This window comes from Hymenobacter qilianensis, assembly GCF_014638675.1.
GTDB classification, from domain to species: domain Bacteria; phylum Bacteroidota; class Bacteroidia; order Cytophagales; family Hymenobacteraceae; genus Hymenobacter; species Hymenobacter qilianensis.
The window spans coordinates 460,140-477,632 of the sequence record NZ_BMFN01000001.1; the positions used below are offsets into that span (position 1 = coordinate 460,140).

Consider the following 17,493-nt stretch of genomic DNA (forward strand, 5'->3'; position numbering starts at 1 on the left):
GCAAAAAGGCCAGCTTATATACATAAGCTGGCCCTTCTTTTAAACAATTAGATATTATTTAAACGCCTGAATACCTGTGATATCCGCGCCCGTGATGAGCAGGTGAATATCGTGCGTACCCTCATAGGTAATCACCGATTCCAGGTTCATCATGTGGCGCATAATGGGGTATTCGCCGGTGATGCCCATGCCGCCGTGAATCTGGCGGGCTTCGCGGGCAATGTGCAGAGCCATATCCACGGAGTTGCGCTTGGCCATGCTGATTTGGGCGCTGGTGGCTTTGCCTTCATTTTTCAAAACACCTAAGCGCCAAGCCATCAGCTGCGCTTTGGTGATTTCGGTAATCATTTCGGCCAGCTTGCGCTGCTGCAACTGGAAAGCGGCAATCGGCTTACCGAACTGCTCGCGCTCCAGGGAGTATTTCAGGGCCGATTCGTAGCAGTCGATGGCGGCGCCAATTGCCCCCCAGGCAATACCGAAGCGAGCTGAATCGAGGCAGCTCAGGGGGCCTTTTAGGCCTTCCACGTTGGGCAGAATGTTTTCCTTAGGAATGCGCACGTTGTCGAACACCAGCTCGCCGGTGGTGCTGGCACGCAGGCTCCATTTGTTGTGAATTTCGGGGGTGGTGAAGCCTTCCATGCCGCGCTCTACGATAACGCCCTTGATGCGGCCTTCTTCGTTTTTAGCCCACACTACGGCTACCTGGCACTCAGGCGAGTTCGAAATCCAGAGCTTGGCGCCATTCAACACATAGTAGTCGCCTTTGTCCTCCAGCTTCGTGACCATGCCGCCGGGGTTAGAGCCGTGGTCGGGCTCCGTAAGGCCGAAGCAGCCCAGCCATTCGCCCGAGGCCAGCTTGGGCAGAAACTTGCGGCGCTGCTCTTCCGAGCCGTACTGATAAATGGGGAACATGACCAAGGAGCCCTGCACCGAGGCCGTAGAGCGCATGCCGGAGTCGCCGCGCTCAATTTCCTGCATAATCAGGCCATAGCTGATGTAGTCGAGGCCGCCGCCACCGTACTCGGCCGGAATAGTGGGGCCAAAAGCACCTACTTCGCCAAACTTGCGCACGATTTCGGATGGAAAATGCGCCTGCTGTGCCCACTTCTCGATGCTGGGCGAAATCTCACGCTTCACGAAGTCGCGAATGCTCTGACGAATAAGCTTGTGCTCCTCAGTGAGTAGGCCGTCGAGGTCGAAATAATCGGTGAAGCCAGCGGCGTTGGTGCTGCCTTTCTGGGCGGTATGTGCTTTGGACTGGGGCGAGAGAACGTCGGCTTGAGATGACATAACAGAAGTATAAATGGGGTGGGAAGCTCAAAGATAAAAATTTCGAGACGGGCCGGCCTTCCCATTCAGAACACCATCTACTTTCCAAACAGCCCATAGCTGAACGAGTTCAGGCTAATCTAGAATTCATTCCTCATCTTTCCGTCACCAAACTACGTAGCGCATATCCATTGCGAAGTAGCTTGTAAGCCCGAGCAGCTGGGCTTACCGCTCTATAACCTACACTAGCCTCTTTGCAGGGCGGCAGTTTGCTTAAGCCTTTAGTTGAACTAAGATGTACCGTGTTAAAATAAGCAAACGCCTTGATGGCCAGCTAGAAAAGCACCGCTCAAAGCTGATTGGCAAGGCTGATTCGGTGCTATTTTACCTGAGCCTGGGTGGGTTGCTCATATTTCTGTATGACCTAGGATTTGCTCATACAGCCGCCGCCGATGCTACGCTCAACACTTTCTATGGCGTGTATACGCTCGGCCTTGTACTGGTTCTAAGTCTGCGCCTGATTCTACTCAACCGGTCGGGCGTACCAAGGGGATGGGTGATAGTGGAGTGTATTTTAATTTCGCTTGCGGCGTATGGGGCATTTTTGACCTTCTTTCCCGAGCACTTTGTGCTGACAGGCACCCGGCTGGGTCGATATCTAGAAGAGGATTTTCTGATTTTGATTGTGCTGTTGTATGTGTTCCTGATCGAACTCTCCCGCCGCTCTCTTACTTTTTATCAGCTGCGCTACAACCCAGCCCTCTTGTTTATAGCCAGCTTTATTCTGTTGATTTTGCTGGGCACTGGTTTATTGTTGCTGCCCCGAGCCACTGTAAATGGCATTAGCTCGCTCGATGCCCTTTTTACTGCTGCCAGCGCCGTGTGCGTCACGGGTCTGATTACCGTTGATACGGCCACTTACTTTACCACCTTTGGCAAAGTAGTTATCATCGTCCTGATTCAGCTCGGGGGGCTGGGTATCATGACTTTCACCAGCTTTCTGACTTTATTTTTCCAAAGCTCATCGTCATTTCAGAACCAGCTTTTTATGCAGGGTCTTATCAATGAGGATAGCATTGGCAACACAATGCGCACCATCGGCAACATTGTCTGGATTACATTTCTGGTGGAATTTCTGGGTGCGTGCTTCATTTATGCATCCATCGGGCCAGCAGAAATACCGCAGCTACACGACCGCATCGGCTTTGCCATCTTTCATTCCATCTCCGCCTTCTGCAACGCCGGGTTCTCGACCCTGTCAGCCGGTTTATATGACATCAATTTCCGCTTCAACTATAGCCTGCAATTAGTAGTAATTGCGCTGATTGTTATCGGCGGGCTCGGCTTTCCTATCATTTTTAACCTCTACAGTTATCTCCAGAAAAGAATCAGAAACCGCTGGCAGCAAGTATATCATCGGGAGCGCTACGTGTATATCCCGCGCATCATCAACGTGAATACTAAGCTAGTACTGCTCACTTCAGCCATCTTGCTTGTGGGGGGCACTTTTCTGTTCTATGTTATAGAGTACAACAATACCCTGAGCGAACACAGCGGTTTTGGCAAATTCGTAGCAGCCTTGTTTGGGGGTGTTACGCCCCGCACCGCTGGTTTCAATACCGTTGATATGTCTCAGCTGAGCGTGCCACTGGTGCTGATTTATCTGCTGCTCATGTGGGTGGGGGCCTCGCCGGGTTCAACGGGCGGCGGCATCAAGACCACTACCTTCGCGCTAGCCTTCCTGAACATTTCCAGTATTGCACGTGGCAAGGAGCGGTTGGAGCTGTTTGGTCGTCAGGTGCCGAGCAAATCTGTGCAGCAGGCTTTTGCCGTCATGATGCTGTCGTTTTTGGTTATTGGTCTGGCTACGCTCCTTATTGCGTATTTCAATCCCACCATACCCCTCTTAAAAGTGGCTTTTGAAGCTTTCTCTGCCTATAGCACCGTTGGGCTGAGCCTAAACCTGACGCCTGAGCTGACTACTGGCAGCAAGCTAGTCATCATTGTTACTATGTTTTTAGGACGCGTAGGTACGTTCACTTTGATTGCTGGTGTATTGAGCAAGGTCAACAATCTGAACTACCGCTACCCTTCCGAGAACATTATTATTACCTAACATACTGCTGAGCAAACGCACATGAAATTCATCATTGTCGGATTGGGCTACTTTGGCTCGTCGCTATCAATTAGGCTTACGGAAATGGGCCACGAGGTTATTTCCGTTGATAACGATATTGCCAAGGTTAATCAATACAAAGACCGCATTACGCATACCGTTTGCCTCGACGCTAAAGATCAGCAAGCCCTTTCTACACTGCCCATCAACGATACCGATGTAGTGCTGGTAGGCATAGGAGAAGATTTTGGGGCGTCGGTGATGGCCGTGGCCAACTTCAAGCAGCTCCGAGTGAAACGGCTTATTGGCCGGGCTATTTCACCCCTGCACCAAACAGTACTGGAGGCCATTGGAGTTGACAAGATTATCCGGCCCGAAATGGAATCGGCCGAGCGCCTCGCTAAAAGTCTCGACGTGAAGGGCATTCTGGACTCCCTAGAGCTTACCGAAGATTACAATATCATTCAGGCGACAGTGCCCACGCATTACGTGGGCAAAACGATACAGGAGACCAACTTTCGCCAGAAATACAATATTAATGTACTGACTATCATTCGATTGAAGGATGACACCAACTTATTTGGCCGCCCCCAGCGCAAGCCAGTGGCTATTGGCGTAGTAACCCCCGATACCGTTTTTGAAGCCGGTGATACGCTTGTGCTTTTCGGCAGAATGGAAGACATCAAGAAACTACTGCAATAGGCGCACGCTAGTTCTGAGATGGGCGTGTGGGGGGCTTTTTTACCGCACCGTCCGTTTATTCATTTTACTCGTAGAGTGATTCCCGCTTCAATCTTTACATTCAGCCCAACCGACGCCAACAAGCCCTCCATCAGTGATTCCTTGTTAAGTAGCTTAATCAAGCCTTGGTGTTTCAGTAGCCTACCTTTACTTGTTTTATGAGTCACGAGAAGAAGCTCAATGAACTGGAAGCCACTGCCATTTGCGGCAATGATATTTCCTCTTCGTGCCTGTACGTATCCGCTTTGGCCATTGCCTACGCCGGGCAATACGCCTGGATTGCGCTACTCATGGTGGGCGCCGTGCTGTTCCTTTTTCGGAAGATATACGGCGAAGTGGTGGGTGCCCTCCCGCTGAATGGCGGCGCCTATAACGTGCTCCTGAACACGACCAGTAAGCGCAACGCGGCCTTGGCGGCCTGTCTTACTATTCTATCCTATATGGCTACGGCGGTTATTTCGGCCAGCGAAGCCATGCACTACTTACATACACTGTGGCACAGCCTGCCTATTATTTGGGCTACGCTGGGACTGCTGGGGCTATTTCTGTTGCTCACCATTCTGGGCATCTCGGAGTCGGCGAAAGTGGCGGTGGCCATTTTTCTGGTGCATCTTATCTCGCTCACCTTGCTGGTAGGTAGTGCCATTTGGTACTTAACAACTCATGGCACTGATATACTCACCGCCAATTTTAGCTTACCGCTGAAAGGCGGCAGTATCACGAATGCGTTGTTTTTTGGCTTTAGCGCGGCTATGCTGGGCATTTCGGGCTTTGAAAGCTCCGCCAACTTTGTGGAAGAGCAGGCTCGGGGCGTATTTGGCAAAACCCTGCGCAATATGTGGCTCGTAGTGAGCTTCTTCAACCCGGCTATTGCCTTTCTGGCCGTAGCTGCGCTACCGATGGGCGAGGTGGGTGAGCATACCGAAACACTTCTATCGCACCTGGGCAATACTACTGGCGGCACCTGGCTGGGTACACTGATTTCGGTGGATGCGGTGGCCGTACTCAGTGGTGCCGTGCTCACATCTTTTGTGGGGGTAAGCGGCCTGATGAAGCGCATGACCCTGGACCGTATTCTGCCCCAATTCTTCCTGAAGGAAAACAAGGCCAAGAGCAACTATATCATTCTCATCACCTTCTTTCTGCTGTGCGTATCGGTGCTGCTGATTACCAACGGACAGTTGGGGCCGCTGTCGGGCGTATACACCATTTCGTTTTTGTCGGTGATGGCGTTTTTCGCGCTGGGCAACTTTCTGCTCAAGCGCAAGCGGCCCAAGCTGCCACGGCCTGTATACGCGGGTATTTTTACCGTCACGCTGGCGCTCGTCAGCATTCTGGTGGCTTTGTACGGCAACATCAAGATTCACCCCGACTACCTGATTGTGTTCCTACAATATTTCCTGCCGGCCATGGTGCTGATTTATGTGATGCTGAACCGCATTGGCATCCTGAATCTGATATTGGCAGCCGCTAATTCGTTTGCCGAACAGTCGCCGCGCTTTTCACGCCTGCTGCGCCTCAAGCTGCGGCAGATGCTGCGGGAGCTGCACCAGCAGGAATTCGTCTTTTTCACGAAGGGCGACAACGTATCCAACCTCAACAAGGTGATGGCTTACGTGGTGGAAAATGAGTTCACCACCAAGCTAAAAATCGTGACGCTGCTGAGGCCCGGCGAAACGTATCCGCAGGATTTGCTCACCGATATTCATGTGCTGGATCGGGCTTATGATCAGATTGAAGTGGATTTTGTAACCTTGGAAGGCAAGTTTGGTCCGGAGCTGATTGACAAGCTCTCGCAGGAGTGGCAGATTCCTAAAAACTTTATGTTCATCGGCTCGCCCGGCGACCAGTTTCCTTACCACGTCTCGGAGCTTGGCGGCGTGCGTCTGATTATTTGAGTGGCAGATTTTCAAATTGGACAAATTTCAACGTCAAGCAGCAAGAACTAACGGTACTGTAGAATAAAAGACATTGTAAGCAATTGCTATGGTATTTGCTTACTAGGTGAATTAAATGTTAGCTGCATTCAATTCACCTAGGCAATGCTACTTAAGAAAAGCCTCCTACTCCTGCTAGTCACTAGCGTATTCGCTTGCCAGCAACAACCAGATACTGTTACGCTGGAGCCTCCTACTGCCAGCGTAACCACAGACTATACAGTAAATTCAGTAAGGCCTGCTGCCCTACCAATCAGCCCAATAATTAGTGGCTATTGGTTGAGTTCCCAGTATCGGAGGTTGGTGGAGCAAACTCGCTCACCAGCCGAAGCTTTTGATTATATTCCATCCGGGCCCTCATCTATCCACATAGAGTCCTTTTCATCTCGAGTGGACAGCGTTGAGATTGGTGTTACTTACGGCTTGCACGAAGGAGGAAGCAGGATTTTACTTCTTCGTCCCGGTCAGAACGACAAAACTTTATCACTCAGACCACAACTTGGAGATGAGAAGGAAACAGTTGTTGAGTTATCTTATGAGATTTCTGCTGCTGATACTACCTTGTTTTTTATTCAGCGTAATGCCAAAACGAATCGAATAGTTGACAAGATACCCTATTACCGAGCGCTAAAATCCAGTGTCAAAACCGACCTACAAGGTGGTGTTGAGAGGGCAATCAATCAATTGTTGATAACAGGTCAATATCAAGGCACCGATTCTCTCGGCCAACCCGTTAACGCATATTTTCTGTCTGATGGTAAAGTGAAAGGTTTGCCTTTCAGCCAGTATACTGTTCAGATGGATTTCACCGGTCCAAATCCGGGAGACGAATTAATTTTTGACACATATTCCAAACGACAAAGCTCGTTTGGTGCTTCCTTCGGCCGCGACACGTTACGGTTGTATACCATACATCACACGGTAGGTGTTTCCCCAAGCGAAACGGATACAACCGACCTATTTAGCCGCGGCCGCCTACGTTATCAATTGGTTCGCGTGCGCAAACCGTAGAGCGTATCTAGGAGTTGTCATGCTGAGTTGGTCGAAGCATCTCGCCTGCTTCGACCAACTCAGCATGATGGAAACGGCGATTTTATAAAATTCCATACACGCTCTAAACACGCCACTTTTATTGAATAAAAAGCCCCCCAGAATACCTCTGGGGGCTTTTTCATTGCGATTAACAGGTCGTATTTTCTCTTACAGCTTCAGCCCCACAGAAACGAGGAAGTTGCGTGTAGCTTGGGGGTAATACCAGTTGAAAGTTTCCTGCTGCCCGCTGGCGCCGAGGTAGCCGTAGGTGTAGCCGTTGGCCGCGTACTCGCGATTGAACACGTTGTTGACCAGCAAAGCCAGCTCTATTTCCTTCATAAACGTGGGGCCAAGTGCGTAGCGCACCCGAAAATCGAGCACTTGGTAAGGCTGAATGCTGCGGGCTTCGCTGGCGGAGTTGTCGAGATACTGGCGGCTCACTGTTTTGTAGAGCAGCGCCAGGCGCATGCCTTTCAGCGGCTGCCCCTCCAGCGTGTGCGCCGACACGGCCGACGGCGAATAGGAAATGGTGGTCGTGCGGCCTTCGGCGGCAACTACGGGGTTAAACTCCTCGTCGTAAGAAACGTCGCGGTAGTCCAGAATGCGGTTGCGGCTGAGCGTGAGCGTGCTACTCAGACTGATTTTATCGTCGGCCGACACAAAGCCGGTCAGTTCCAGGCCGGTGCGGTAGCTGCGGGCTACGTTGGTGCGCAGGGCGGTGCCTACATCATTCAGCTGGCCGGTGGCAACAAGCTGGTTGCGGTAGTTCATGTAGAAGTAGTTGGCCTCCAGGCGCAACGCCGTGCGCGGCGTCAGCAGGTTCAGGTCCGATAGGTTCAGGCGGTAGCCGGCTTCAAAGTCTTCGAGGCGTTCGGGTTTCGCGCTTTGGTCGCCGGCGGGGCGGTCGGTGAAGTCGGCACGCACGGGCTCGCGCTGGCCCACAGCGAAGCTGGCGTAGAGTTGCTGCCCTTCGGCCAGGGAGAAAGTAGCGCCAGCTTTGGGGTTGAAAAATGTGTAGTTGGCGCGGGTAGTGACGTCGTTCTGGTCGTCCTCCACTCCATCAATGCTATAATCAATGTGGCGGAGCTGCAAGTCGCCGTACACACCCAGCCGGGGCAGCACCTGCCAGGTGGCGCGAGCGTAGGTATTGTAGTCCGATTTGGCGGCCTCATTGGCATAGTAGCGCTGACGAATGTTGCTGGTAGAAGCGTAGCGGGCCCAGATAATTTCGCCGTAGTGGTCGTTATCAAAGCGGTTGACGGCCCCGCCGAGCGTTGCCTCAAACTTGTCGTTATTTTTGGGCTGATAGTTCAGGGCGAAAGTGCCGCCGTAGAAGTAGTTATCCAGCCACTTTTGGTCCACGAGGTCGGTGCGGGAAATGGTCTGGTTGCCCAGCACTACGTTGGGAAGGCCGTAAGCCGAGAACCGCCGGTTGGCGCGGAAGCTTTCGTAGTAGCCAAAGCCGCGCGTGAGGTGCAAAGCCGCCCCAATGTTCCAGTCCTGACCCAGGCCCTGCGAGAGGTGGAGCTGGTAGTGGTTTTGCTGGTAATTGTCGGTCTGGTTGTCGTAGGTGTAGTAGCTGTAGCGGCGACCTTCTTGCAGCACGCGCTCAGCATCAGTGGTCGAAAGCTCGCCGTTGTCCACGTAGGTTTGCAGCAGGTCGCGGTTGCCGGTCAGAGCGGGCTCGGGCACGCCGTTCCAGGCTTGATAGGTTTTCTCGCGGCCCGAAAAGGTGATAAACTTCACCAGCGTATTCTTGGCTTGGTAGCCAGCAGCCAGATAATACGACTTCAGATCTGACTCGGCGCGGTTCATGTAGCCATCGGTGGCAATGCGCGAAAGGCGGCCATCAACGGTAAAATGCCCCCCAAGCAGCCCGGTGCCAAACTGCACGTTGTTTTTCCAAGTGTTAAAAGAACCGTAGGCGTTCTGGGTTTCGGCGTAGGCTTCGCGGCGTACATCAAGCGTCGAGATGTTGATGCTGGCTCCAAAAGCTGCGCCCCCGTTCTGGCTGGTGCCCACCCCGCGTTGCACCTGCAAGCTGCTCACCGACGAAGCCAGATCGGGCAGGTTCACCAAAAATGCCCCCCGCGACTCCGGATCGTTCAGCGGCACGCCGTTAATGGTCATGTTAATGCCCGTGTTGCTCGTGCCCCGAATCCGGATATCGGTATAGCCCACGCCCGCGCCGGCGTCGGAGGTCACGACGACGGAAGGCGTTTGGTCGAGCAGGTAAGGCAGATCCTGAGCGAAGTTGCGCTTGTCGAGGTCTTCGCGGCTGAGGTTGGAGTAAGCGGTGGCGGTCCGGTCGCTGGCCCGAGAAGCCGTTACCAGCGCTTCGCCGGTAACCACTGACTCTCCCTCCAACGTGAAGTCCAGCGTTTGCGGGGCGATTTGACCAGTGATTTTGGTTTCCAAAGGCGTATGTCCAATGGAGGTAATGCGTAGCTTATGGCTACCTGGTGATACGGCCGGCAGAATAAATCCTCCCGTGTCATCTGTCTGCCCTACTGCTTGGCCGTCCAGATAGATAGTGGCTCCTGGTAAGGACGTGACTTCTGCGTTAAGCGGCAAAAACGACCCTACCCTACCAGACACGGGGCCTTGTGCCCATGCCGCGCCGGCTAGCGCCAGAAGCGCCGCGCCGGTCAATACGTACTTTTTCAAAAGTGAAAGATGGAAAAGTGGAACGAACCGCCTTCCAGGGGTCGGAGGAGCGGCTTTTACGTTCGCGGACCGTTTGTTCCCTTCGCCGGCATTACCCGGATCAGGTTCAATGGGTATGATCTCAGCCCCGCTGCCGGCAAAATGACCGGTTAAGTTGGTAGGGCACCCCTAAACTTCGTTGCAAAGTTACAACCAGTGATTTATAGTTCCTACCGATGTAGCTAAGGCCTTTACTTTCAGTTAAAAACTGTGTAACTTAGGGAAGGCTCTAACCGGCCAGGAAAATTGTGGCGTTCGAAAACAACTCCACCCCTGGCCCCGTTAGTTTATCATCGGAGCCTATGGTCTTCTTACTGCGTTGAACCCCAGTCATTACCCACCATGATCAGCCTTGTTTATACGCTCGTGGTTCTTGCCATTCTCGCCTATTTCATGGTCGTGCCCCGGCGTCGTTACCAGCGGCCACCCTCCACCGATAACGATGATGAGGGCGGTGAGCCACTCGACGACGGCCTACCCGACCTGGATTTGCCCCCCGGCATCACGCGCCCCATCAATGACTGGGAACCCGACTACAATCGTCGGCCTACTTCCCCGAGTCGTCCTACTGCGCCGCTCCTCTCGTAGCGGCAGCTAAGCAATAAAAGCCCCTGCGGCCCGCTCCCCTGCTGTCATCGTGGCTGACGCAGCAACCCGGAGCAGGCCATGGGGGCTTTTTCGTGTAAGCCGACCAGCAGTTCTGTTATTCCACTGTAATGCTGTATTCGGTGGTAAATGTCTGGCTGGGGGGCAAATTCAGGATGCCTTCTTTATCGGCTAGCTCCTGCGGGCCGCCGGCCGTGCTGGCCACGCCCTGCCAGGGCTCTACGCATACGAAAGGCGCACCGGGGCCTTTGGTCCAGAGACCTAAATACGGAAACCCATCGAAGCGCAGGCGCACGGCACGCTCGGATGTACGGCTCCGTAAGGTGAGGTGAGTGAAGTCGAACTTTTTCAACACCAGCGCATCGTCGGCAAACAGCTCGTAGGTCAGCGGCAGCTCGGTTTGTTCGTTGAGCACGGGTTCGGTCTGGCCCGTGAGCAGACCACCGGCCAGCAGGTGGCGCTCAAAGCTGACGGCATGATCAAACTCAAAATAATAGTCCTCAAACTGCTCGTCGGGCAGCAACGGGCACCGGAACGCCGGATGCGCCCCAATACTAAACAGCAATTCCTGCTCCGCAGCCCGGTTATGCACTTGCCAACCTACTATCAGCCTATTGCCCCGCAACTGGTAGCGAATGATCAGCTCAAAATCGAAGGGGTAAAGTGCGCGCGTGTTTTCATCTGCCTTTAGGCTGAAAATCAGCTCCTCGCCGGTTTGGCTAAGCAAAGCAAACTGCTGGTCGCGGGCAAATCCGTGCTGGGGTAACTTGTACTCCTTGCCTTCGTGCAGGTACGTATCCAGCGGCAAGCGGCCCACGATGGGAAAGAGCACGGGCGCATGGCGCACCCACACGGCTGGGTCGGCTTGCCATATGTACTCTAAGTTGCTGAGATCTTTGCGAATAAAGCTGCTTAATTCGGCGCCGTGAGAGTTCACGGTTACGCGGCACTGGTCGTTTTCGAGAGAAAAAATCATGTAGAGGGAGCTTGTTTTTTCAGGAGATCTACTGCCTTACGCGCTTGCTCAAACCGTTGGCTACCCGGCCCGCTTATTTCGACATAGGTAGCGCCCAAAGCCCGCAGCTCAGCCAGGTATAAATCATAAAAATAATGACGCCGGTGTGGGTGCTCGCGTAGGGGGTCAAATTCCCAGGGCAAGTCGATGCCGGGCAGCAAAACCAAGTCGTAGCGCTGCTGCTCCAGGTGGCGCTGAATCCAGGCTGGGCACTGTCCAAACGCGTCTTCGGCCCATACTTTAATCACCAACAGATCAGTATCAAAAAATACGACTTCGTGCGCTGCGGCTGCGGCCGTAGCTTCAGCCGCCAGTTGGCCGCGGGCTATTTGCTCCAAATCGTGCAGCGTGTAGCCCGAACCATGCTCTTCCAGATAGTGGCGGGCGTATTCGGGGGCCCAGGTGGTGCCGTAATGCTCGGCTAGCTGGCGGCTCAGCGTGGATTTGCCCGTTGACTCGGGGCCGGTAATAGCGACGCGCAGCATCAGGCAGCTTGGGGCTGAAGGTTGGCTCGCAGCAGCCGACGCCACTCCAGGTAGCCATAGGTAGCCAACACCAGGTACACGGCATACAGCCCCGCCGTGAGATAAAGCTCCCGGTGCCAGTACAGGCCAATATAAGCGACATCGACCACCAGCCAGAGTATCCAGTTTTCGATCTTTTTGCGCGTTAGCAGCACTTGGGCTACCAGGCTGATGGCCGTGGTAGAGCTATCCCAGTACGGAATGGCGGCATCGGTGTACGCGCTCAAGGCGTAGCCTACTCCCACGGCATAGGCCACTGCTACGGCACTCAACCACGTCCATTGGAGCGCGGTGGCCCGCGTTATGGGCAGCTCCTGGGCTTGCGGACCCCCATACAGCCATTGGTACCAGCCATAAAATGCCAGGGCAATGAATACGCCCTGCAAGGCCATATCGGAGTACAGGCGTGCTTCCCAAAACACGATAACGTAGAGGGCACAGCTAACCAGCGCGGTGGGGAAGTTCCAGATGGAATTGCGGGCGGCCAGCCATACGCAAGCTATACCCGTTATCACCCCAGCCAACTCCACGGGGCTGCTGGCCATCAAGCCAGACCACAAATCAGATAAGGCCACGCACTGTTGTTTAGACCATGGGAAAGGCCGAAGGTAGCAAGGCTTCCCTTATTTTTGCCCCCCAACCGTCTTCCGGCAGCCCAACCCTTTCCCTACGTCATGCTCCCCGACCTCACTCCCCAAGACCTGCACGCCCGTCTGGAGCGTGGCGAATTGCTGCAACTCGTGGACGTGCGCGAGCCGGAGGAGTATGAATACTGCCATATAGAAGGCAGTTTGCTGTTGCCTTTGGGCGATATTCCGCAGCACGTAGAAGAGCTGGCCACCGACCGGCCGGTGGTGCTGATCTGCCATCATGGGGTGCGCTCGGCGCAGGCACTGGGTTATTTGCAGCATCGTCATGGCCTGAATAACCTGCTAAACCTACGCGGCGGCATTCACGCTTGGAGCGTACAGGTCGACCCGACAGTGGCGATATATTAGATGCGGTGAAAGCCGGTCAACTCCCGCCTTACCAAGGAGGGGAGCGGACCGCCTGCCGTTATTCACTTTCCCATTCTTACTAAGCAGCCCATCCATTTGCAACTGCCTGATCTGCCTATTCGCGCGGCCTTACCCGAGCTACTTGCTACGCTTGGCTCAACAAACTGCGCCGTATTGCAGGCGCCGCCTGGGGCGGGCAAAACGACATTGGTTCCGCTGGCTTTGCTAAATGCGCCTTGGATGCCACCTACCGGTCGCATCATTGTGCTCGAACCGCGGCGACTAGCAGCGCGGGCGGCCGCCGCGCGCATGGCTCAGCTTCTGGGTGAACCAGTAGGACAAACGGTGGGTTATCGGGTGCGGTTGGAAAGCCGGATTTCGGCCAAAACCCGCATTGAAGTAGCTACGGAGGTTATTCTGACGCGCATGCTACAAGATGACCCGGCGCTGGAAGGCGTAGCGGCCGTGCTGTTTGATGAGTTTCATGAGCGGAGCGTACAAGCCGATTTGGGCTTGGCCCTGGCCCTAGATGCCCAAGCAGTTTTGCGCCCCGACCTGCGAATCCTTATCATGAGTGCCACGCTGGAAGCGGAGCGGTTGGGCACTTGGTTGGAAGCGCCAGTGGTACGTAGCGCAGGTCTGCAACATCCGGTCAGCACGCATTATTTGCCCCCCAGTCGGGTAGCGGCGGCCGGAAACCGCCCCACCGAGCGGCTGACCGCCTTGGTACCGACTGCTATTCGGGAGGCGCTGGCTCAACATGAATTGGGCGACGTGCTGGTGTTTCTGCCTGGCCTGGCTGATCAGCGCCGCGTGGCGGAGCGCCTGGCCGGCACGCTGTTGCCTACGGTTGATGTGCATGTGCTGCATGGTGAGTTGCCCGCTGAGCAGCAGGATGCGGCTCTTCGACCTGCGCCGGCAGGGCGGCGCAAAATCGTGCTGGCCACCAGCATTGCCGAGACCAGCCTGACCATTGAAGGAGTGCGAGTGGTAATTGATGGGGGGTATGCACGCGTGCCGCACTTCGAGCCGCGCACGGGCTTAAGCACCCTCCAAACGGTGCCCGTGAGTCAGGCCGCTGCCGACCAACGCCGCGGACGGGCTGGCCGCTTAGGACCAGGAACCTGTGTGCGTCTTTGGACCGAAGCCGAGCATGCTGACCGGCCGGCACATTTGCCCCCCGAAATACTTACCGCCGACCTGAGCAGCCTTGCCCTCGAGCTGGCCCTGTGGGGAACCTACGATCCGGCCGCTTTGCGCTGGCTTGATGCGCCGCCTGCTCCGGCGCTAGCGCAGGCCCGCGACTTGCTGGTCAGGCTGGGCGCTATTTTGCCCCCCGGACCTCCAACGCCGCATGGCCGCGCTTTAGCTGGCTTGGGATTGGTGCCTCGCTTGGGTCATCTGGTGCTCCGAGGCAAAGAAGCGGGACATGGCTCCACGGCCTGCGCACTAGCCGCTTTACTTACGGAACGCGACCTGCTCCGACCAGCCGACAGCACGCCCGCCCCACCCGATTTGCGCCTGCGTCTTGAAGCCCTGATGACGGGTCGGGCACCCCTGCCCGGCCTGGTGCCCGATAGCGGAGCCCTGCACAGAGTACGTGAGGCAGCGGCCGTGCTCCAAAATCGGGCTGATGTTCCCCATTCTACTATTGAACCTGATACGGCCGGCCTGCTGGCAGCCCTTGCCTACCCCGACCGTCTAGCCCAACGCGAAACGCCCGAGCGCGTCCGGCTCGTAACGGGCCAGCGCGCCTTATTGCCTGCCGAGCATTTTAGTCAGGAAGCCGTTTTTTTTGCCGTGGCTCACCTAGATGGGAATGCTAACGCGCCGCGTGCTGTCCTGGCCGCTCCTCTAGACCGCGCCGAGCTCGAACAGCATTTCCCGGAACTCATAACCAACACGGAAGAAGTACGCTGGGATGAGGCTGCCGAGCGAGTGGCTGCCCGCCGCCTGCGTCGTTTGGGGGCGCTTACGCTTTCTGATCAGCCGCTTTCCCAACCTGATCCGGCCACCGTAGAAGAAGCTTTACTGCATGGGCTGCGACGCCAGGGAATTGCACGCTTGCCCTGGACTGATGAGGCGCAGCATCTGCGTGAGCGGCTGGCTTTTCTGCACCATTTAAATCCAGCTGAGTGGTCTGATATGTCAGATGCGGCTCTCATACTACATTTATCAGAGTGGCTCGGACCTTTTCTTACAGGTGTGCGCTCTATTGCTGAGGTAAACCGGCTGGATTTAAGTGAAGCCCTGCTGAGCTGGTTGCCCGGCGGCTGGTCTCAGCGTCAGGAGCTGGATCGTTTGGCTCCTTCCCATGTTGTGGTTCCTACCGGCTCGCGCATTCGCATCAACTACGCTGACTCCGCCGCGCCCGCGCTGGCGGTGCGCTTACAGGAGGTTTTTGGGCTTTTGGATACGCCGCGAGTGGCTGGGGGGCAAATTCCGCTTACGATGCACTTGCTTTCACCCGGCCACCGACCCGTGCAGGTCACCCGGGATCTGCGCTCTTTCTGGGCGGCAGGCTACTTCGAGGTGCGTAAGGATATGCGGGGCCGTTATCCGAAACATTACTGGCCGGACGATCCATTGGAAGCGGAGCCTATGCGGGGCACTCGCCGGCAAAATGGCTTGAAGTAAACCTTCTTCTCTGCTTGCACAGATTAAATTTCAGCCTTCCCGTTCTTATTTCTTCACCTGTATAGCGGTGATAAATACGCGTGCAGCTTGCGTGCAGGAAGCCATTCCGGCAGGTCTGTTTACTATTTAATAATGAGAAGATTCTCAATCTCAGCGACGTAACCCAACTTTTAGTCGTAGCTTTACCCGGCAATAAGAGTCACCTAATCTTCTTGTTGCCATGGCTGACCAATCTGCCAAAATTGCCTTCGAGGCCCTTACCTACGACGACGTACTGCTGCTACCTGCCTATTCGGAGGTATTGCCCCGCGACGCCGACACCAGTTCCCAGCTTACCCGCAATATCCGGCTGAACCTGCCCTTCGTGTCGGCAGCAATGGATACTGTAACCGAATACGAGCTGGCCATCACGATGGCTCAGGAGGGCGGCATCGGAATCATTCATAAGAACATGAGCATCAAGGCTCAGGCCGAGCAGGTGCGCCGGGTAAAGCGCTCGGAAAGCGGAATGATTCTGGACCCGTTTACGCTGTCTGAAACCGCTACCCTCGGCGACGCCAAGCAGCTTATGCGCCAGCACAAAATCGGCGGCATCCCCATCGTAGACGAAGAACGTCACCTGAAGGGCATCCTGACCAACCGCGACCTACGCTTTGAAAAGGATATGGAGCGCTCGGTGGCGGAGGTAATGACCCGCGACAACCTCATCACCGCCGCCACCGGCACCGACATGGCGCAGGCTGAGGACCTACTTCAGGAGTTCAAAGTTGAAAAACTACCGGTTGTGGACGAGCAGGGCCGCCTCACGGGCCTCATCACGTACAAAGACATTCGCAAGCGTCGGCGCACACCACGAGCGTGTAAGGACGTATACGGTCGCTTGCGCGTAGGTGCCGCCGTGGGCGTAACCCCGGATTTGCTTGACCGGGTAGCGGCCCTGGTGCAAGCCGGCGTAGATGTAGTGAGTGTAGACACAGCACATGGTCACTCAAAAGGTGTACTGGATGCCGTTCGCAGCATCAAGCAACAGTATCCCGAGCTGGAAGTAATTGCCGGCAACATAGCCACCGCTGAAGGTGCCCGAGCCCTAGCGGACGCGGGCGCCGATGCTGTGAAAGTAGGTGTTGGGCCTGGCTCTATCTGCACTACCCGCATCATTGCGGGTATTGGAGTTCCTCAGCTTTCCGCCGTATTGGAAGCGGCCCGCGGCCTTGAAGGCACTGGGGTTCCGATTATTGCAGATGGCGGCGTCAAGTTCTCGGGCGACGCGGTCAAAGCGCTTGCCGGTGGCGCTTCCTCCGTCATGATTGGCTCCATGCTGGCGGGTACTGAAGAAGCCCCTGGCGAGGTCACTATTTATGAGGGTCGTAAGTTCAAAACCTATCGGGGGATGGGCTCAGTTGAGGCCATGGAAGATGGATCCAAGGATCGTTATTTCCAGTCTTCGGAGGATGATGTAAAGAAACTCGTGCCGGAGGGCATCGTAGGCCGTGTACCATTTAAGGGCGGCGTAAGCGAGGTTCTGTATCAACTTGCAGGTGGCTTGCGAGCCGGCATGGGCTACTGTGGGGCTGCTACCATATCCGTATTGCAAGAGGCCCGTATGGTGCGCATCACAGGCGCGGGCTTACGTGAAAGCCACCCCCACGACGTACAGATTACTAGTGAGTCGCCTAACTACAGCAGCCGCTAACACATACGTTTGGATTGAATTATACTATGCCACTGGCCTATTAGCTGGTGGCATTCTTATGGCTACTCAGCTTACTTTTTTGTTTTGTCGAAAGCGTGCAGCAATTAACTCAGGCCCTGTATTTGTACTCGAAAAACTGCCATAAGTACGTAGACATGAAGATTGCATAATGTGCCCTCTACAGACTATAATCAACTCATCCAGATTTAGATTACTTTA

General features: G+C 55.0%; 13 protein-coding genes and 1 riboswitch. Of the genes, 8 read left to right on the forward strand and 5 right to left on the reverse strand.

Annotation, left to right across the window (positions count from 1 at the left end; translation table 11 throughout):
• Positions 1 to 54 precede the first annotated feature (54 nt).
• Positions 55 to 1,290 (reverse strand): acyl-CoA dehydrogenase family protein, encoded by a 1,236-nt coding sequence (locus IEW06_RS01865; RefSeq protein ID WP_188547305.1) that lies wholly within the window; start codon positions 1,288 to 1,290, stop codon positions 55 to 57.
• A 274-nt stretch (positions 1,291 to 1,564) separates the two neighbouring features.
• On the opposite strand from IEW06_RS01865, the gene IEW06_RS01870 reads away from it, so the two are divergent.
• The 4 genes from IEW06_RS01870 (at position 1,565) to IEW06_RS01885 (ending at position 7,074) form a co-directional block, all read left to right on the forward strand.
• Positions 1,565 to 3,385 (forward strand): TrkH family potassium uptake protein, encoded by a 1,821-nt coding sequence (locus tag IEW06_RS01870; RefSeq protein ID WP_187731025.1) that lies wholly within the window; start codon positions 1,565 to 1,567, stop codon positions 3,383 to 3,385.
• Positions 3,386 to 3,406: 21 nt separating this feature from the next.
• Complete coding sequence (locus IEW06_RS01875; protein WP_188547307.1) at positions 3,407 to 4,087, forward strand: potassium channel family protein; 681 nt, start codon at positions 3,407 to 3,409, stop codon at positions 4,085 to 4,087.
• Between the two features lie 197 nt (positions 4,088 to 4,284).
• The gene (locus IEW06_RS01880; RefSeq protein ID WP_187731024.1) at positions 4,285 to 6,024 is read left to right on the forward strand and encodes an APC family permease; all 1,740 of its coding nucleotides are present in this window, start codon (positions 4,285 to 4,287) and stop codon (positions 6,022 to 6,024) included.
• Between the two features lie 429 nt (positions 6,025 to 6,453).
• Positions 6,454 to 7,074, forward strand: coding sequence for a hypothetical protein (locus IEW06_RS01885; RefSeq protein ID WP_188547309.1), 621 nt, complete (start codon positions 6,454 to 6,456; stop codon positions 7,072 to 7,074).
• A 189-nt stretch (positions 7,075 to 7,263) separates the two neighbouring features.
• Here the strand turns inward: IEW06_RS01885 and IEW06_RS01890 are convergent, their stop codons facing one another.
• Positions 7,264 to 9,762 carry a TonB-dependent receptor gene (locus IEW06_RS01890; protein WP_188547311.1) on the reverse strand — a complete coding sequence of 833 codons (2,499 nt, stop codon included), beginning with the start codon at positions 9,760 to 9,762 and terminating at the stop codon, positions 7,264 to 7,266.
• 58 nt (positions 9,763 to 9,820) lie between these two features.
• Positions 9,821 to 9,942, reverse strand: a riboswitch (TPP riboswitch).
• A 201-nt stretch (positions 9,943 to 10,143) separates the two neighbouring features.
• On the opposite strand from IEW06_RS01890, the gene IEW06_RS01895 reads away from it, so the two are divergent.
• Complete coding sequence (locus tag IEW06_RS01895) at positions 10,144 to 10,389, forward strand: hypothetical protein (protein WP_133271733.1); 246 nt, start codon at positions 10,144 to 10,146, stop codon at positions 10,387 to 10,389.
• Positions 10,390 to 10,504: 115 nt separating this feature from the next.
• Here the strand turns inward: IEW06_RS01895 and IEW06_RS01900 are convergent, their stop codons facing one another.
• The 3 genes from IEW06_RS01900 to pnuC are packed head-to-tail and all read right to left on the reverse strand — an operon-like array spanning position 10,505 to position 12,521.
• Positions 10,505 to 11,383: an aldose 1-epimerase family protein gene (locus tag IEW06_RS01900; protein WP_187731020.1), complete on the reverse strand. Its 879-nt coding sequence runs from the start codon at positions 11,381 to 11,383 to the stop codon at positions 10,505 to 10,507.
• A complete protein-coding gene (locus IEW06_RS01905) occupies positions 11,380 to 11,907 on the reverse strand; it encodes an AAA family ATPase (protein WP_187731019.1) in 528 nt (175 codons plus the stop codon). The genes IEW06_RS01900 and IEW06_RS01905 overlap by 4 nt, the downstream gene beginning before the upstream one ends.
• Complete coding sequence (gene pnuC / locus IEW06_RS01910) at positions 11,907 to 12,521, reverse strand: nicotinamide riboside transporter PnuC (protein WP_223284361.1); 615 nt, start codon at positions 12,519 to 12,521, stop codon at positions 11,907 to 11,909. The genes IEW06_RS01905 and pnuC overlap by 1 nt, the downstream gene beginning before the upstream one ends.
• A 99-nt stretch (positions 12,522 to 12,620) precedes the next feature.
• Here pnuC and IEW06_RS01915 point away from each other — a divergent pair, with 99 nt between their 5' ends.
• The 3 genes from IEW06_RS01915 (at position 12,621) to guaB (ending at position 17,274) form a co-directional block, all read left to right on the forward strand.
• Positions 12,621 to 12,944: a rhodanese-like domain-containing protein gene (locus IEW06_RS01915; protein WP_188547313.1), complete on the forward strand. Its 324-nt coding sequence runs from the start codon at positions 12,621 to 12,623 to the stop codon at positions 12,942 to 12,944.
• A gap of 96 nt (positions 12,945 to 13,040) precedes the next feature.
• On the forward strand, positions 13,041 to 15,581 hold the full coding sequence (gene hrpB, locus IEW06_RS01920) for an ATP-dependent helicase HrpB (protein ID WP_188547315.1): 2,541 nt from the start codon (positions 13,041 to 13,043) through the stop codon (positions 15,579 to 15,581).
• Positions 15,582 to 15,801: 220 nt separating this feature from the next.
• Positions 15,802 to 17,274, forward strand: a complete 1,473-nt coding sequence (gene guaB, locus IEW06_RS01925; RefSeq protein ID WP_187734134.1) for an IMP dehydrogenase — start codon at positions 15,802 to 15,804, stop codon at positions 17,272 to 17,274.
• The last annotated feature ends 219 nt before the right edge of the window (positions 17,275 to 17,493 follow it).

Bases quoted from the DNA above. Each gene is read 5' to 3' on its own strand.
- IEW06_RS01865 (WP_188547305.1), bottom strand. From the start codon at position 1,290: ATGTCATCTCAAGCCGACGTTCTCTCGCCCCAGTCCAAAGCACATACC.
- IEW06_RS01870 (WP_187731025.1), top strand. From the start codon at position 1,565: ATGTACCGTGTTAAAATAAGCAAACGCCTTGATGGCCAGCTAGAAAAG.
- IEW06_RS01875 (WP_188547307.1), top strand. From the start codon at position 3,407: ATGAAATTCATCATTGTCGGATTGGGCTACTTTGGCTCGTCGCTATCA.
- IEW06_RS01880 (WP_187731024.1), top strand. From the start codon at position 4,285: ATGAGTCACGAGAAGAAGCTCAATGAACTGGAAGCCACTGCCATTTGC.
- IEW06_RS01895 (WP_133271733.1), top strand. From the start codon at position 10,144: ATGATCAGCCTTGTTTATACGCTCGTGGTTCTTGCCATTCTCGCCTAT.
- IEW06_RS01900 (WP_187731020.1), bottom strand. From the start codon at position 11,383: ATGATTTTTTCTCTCGAAAACGACCAGTGCCGCGTAACCGTGAACTCT.
- IEW06_RS01905 (WP_187731019.1), bottom strand. From the start codon at position 11,907: ATGCTGCGCGTCGCTATTACCGGCCCCGAGTCAACGGGCAAATCCACG.
- IEW06_RS01915 (WP_188547313.1), top strand. From the start codon at position 12,621: ATGCTCCCCGACCTCACTCCCCAAGACCTGCACGCCCGTCTGGAGCGT.
- guaB (WP_187734134.1), top strand. From the start codon at position 15,802: ATGGCTGACCAATCTGCCAAAATTGCCTTCGAGGCCCTTACCTACGAC.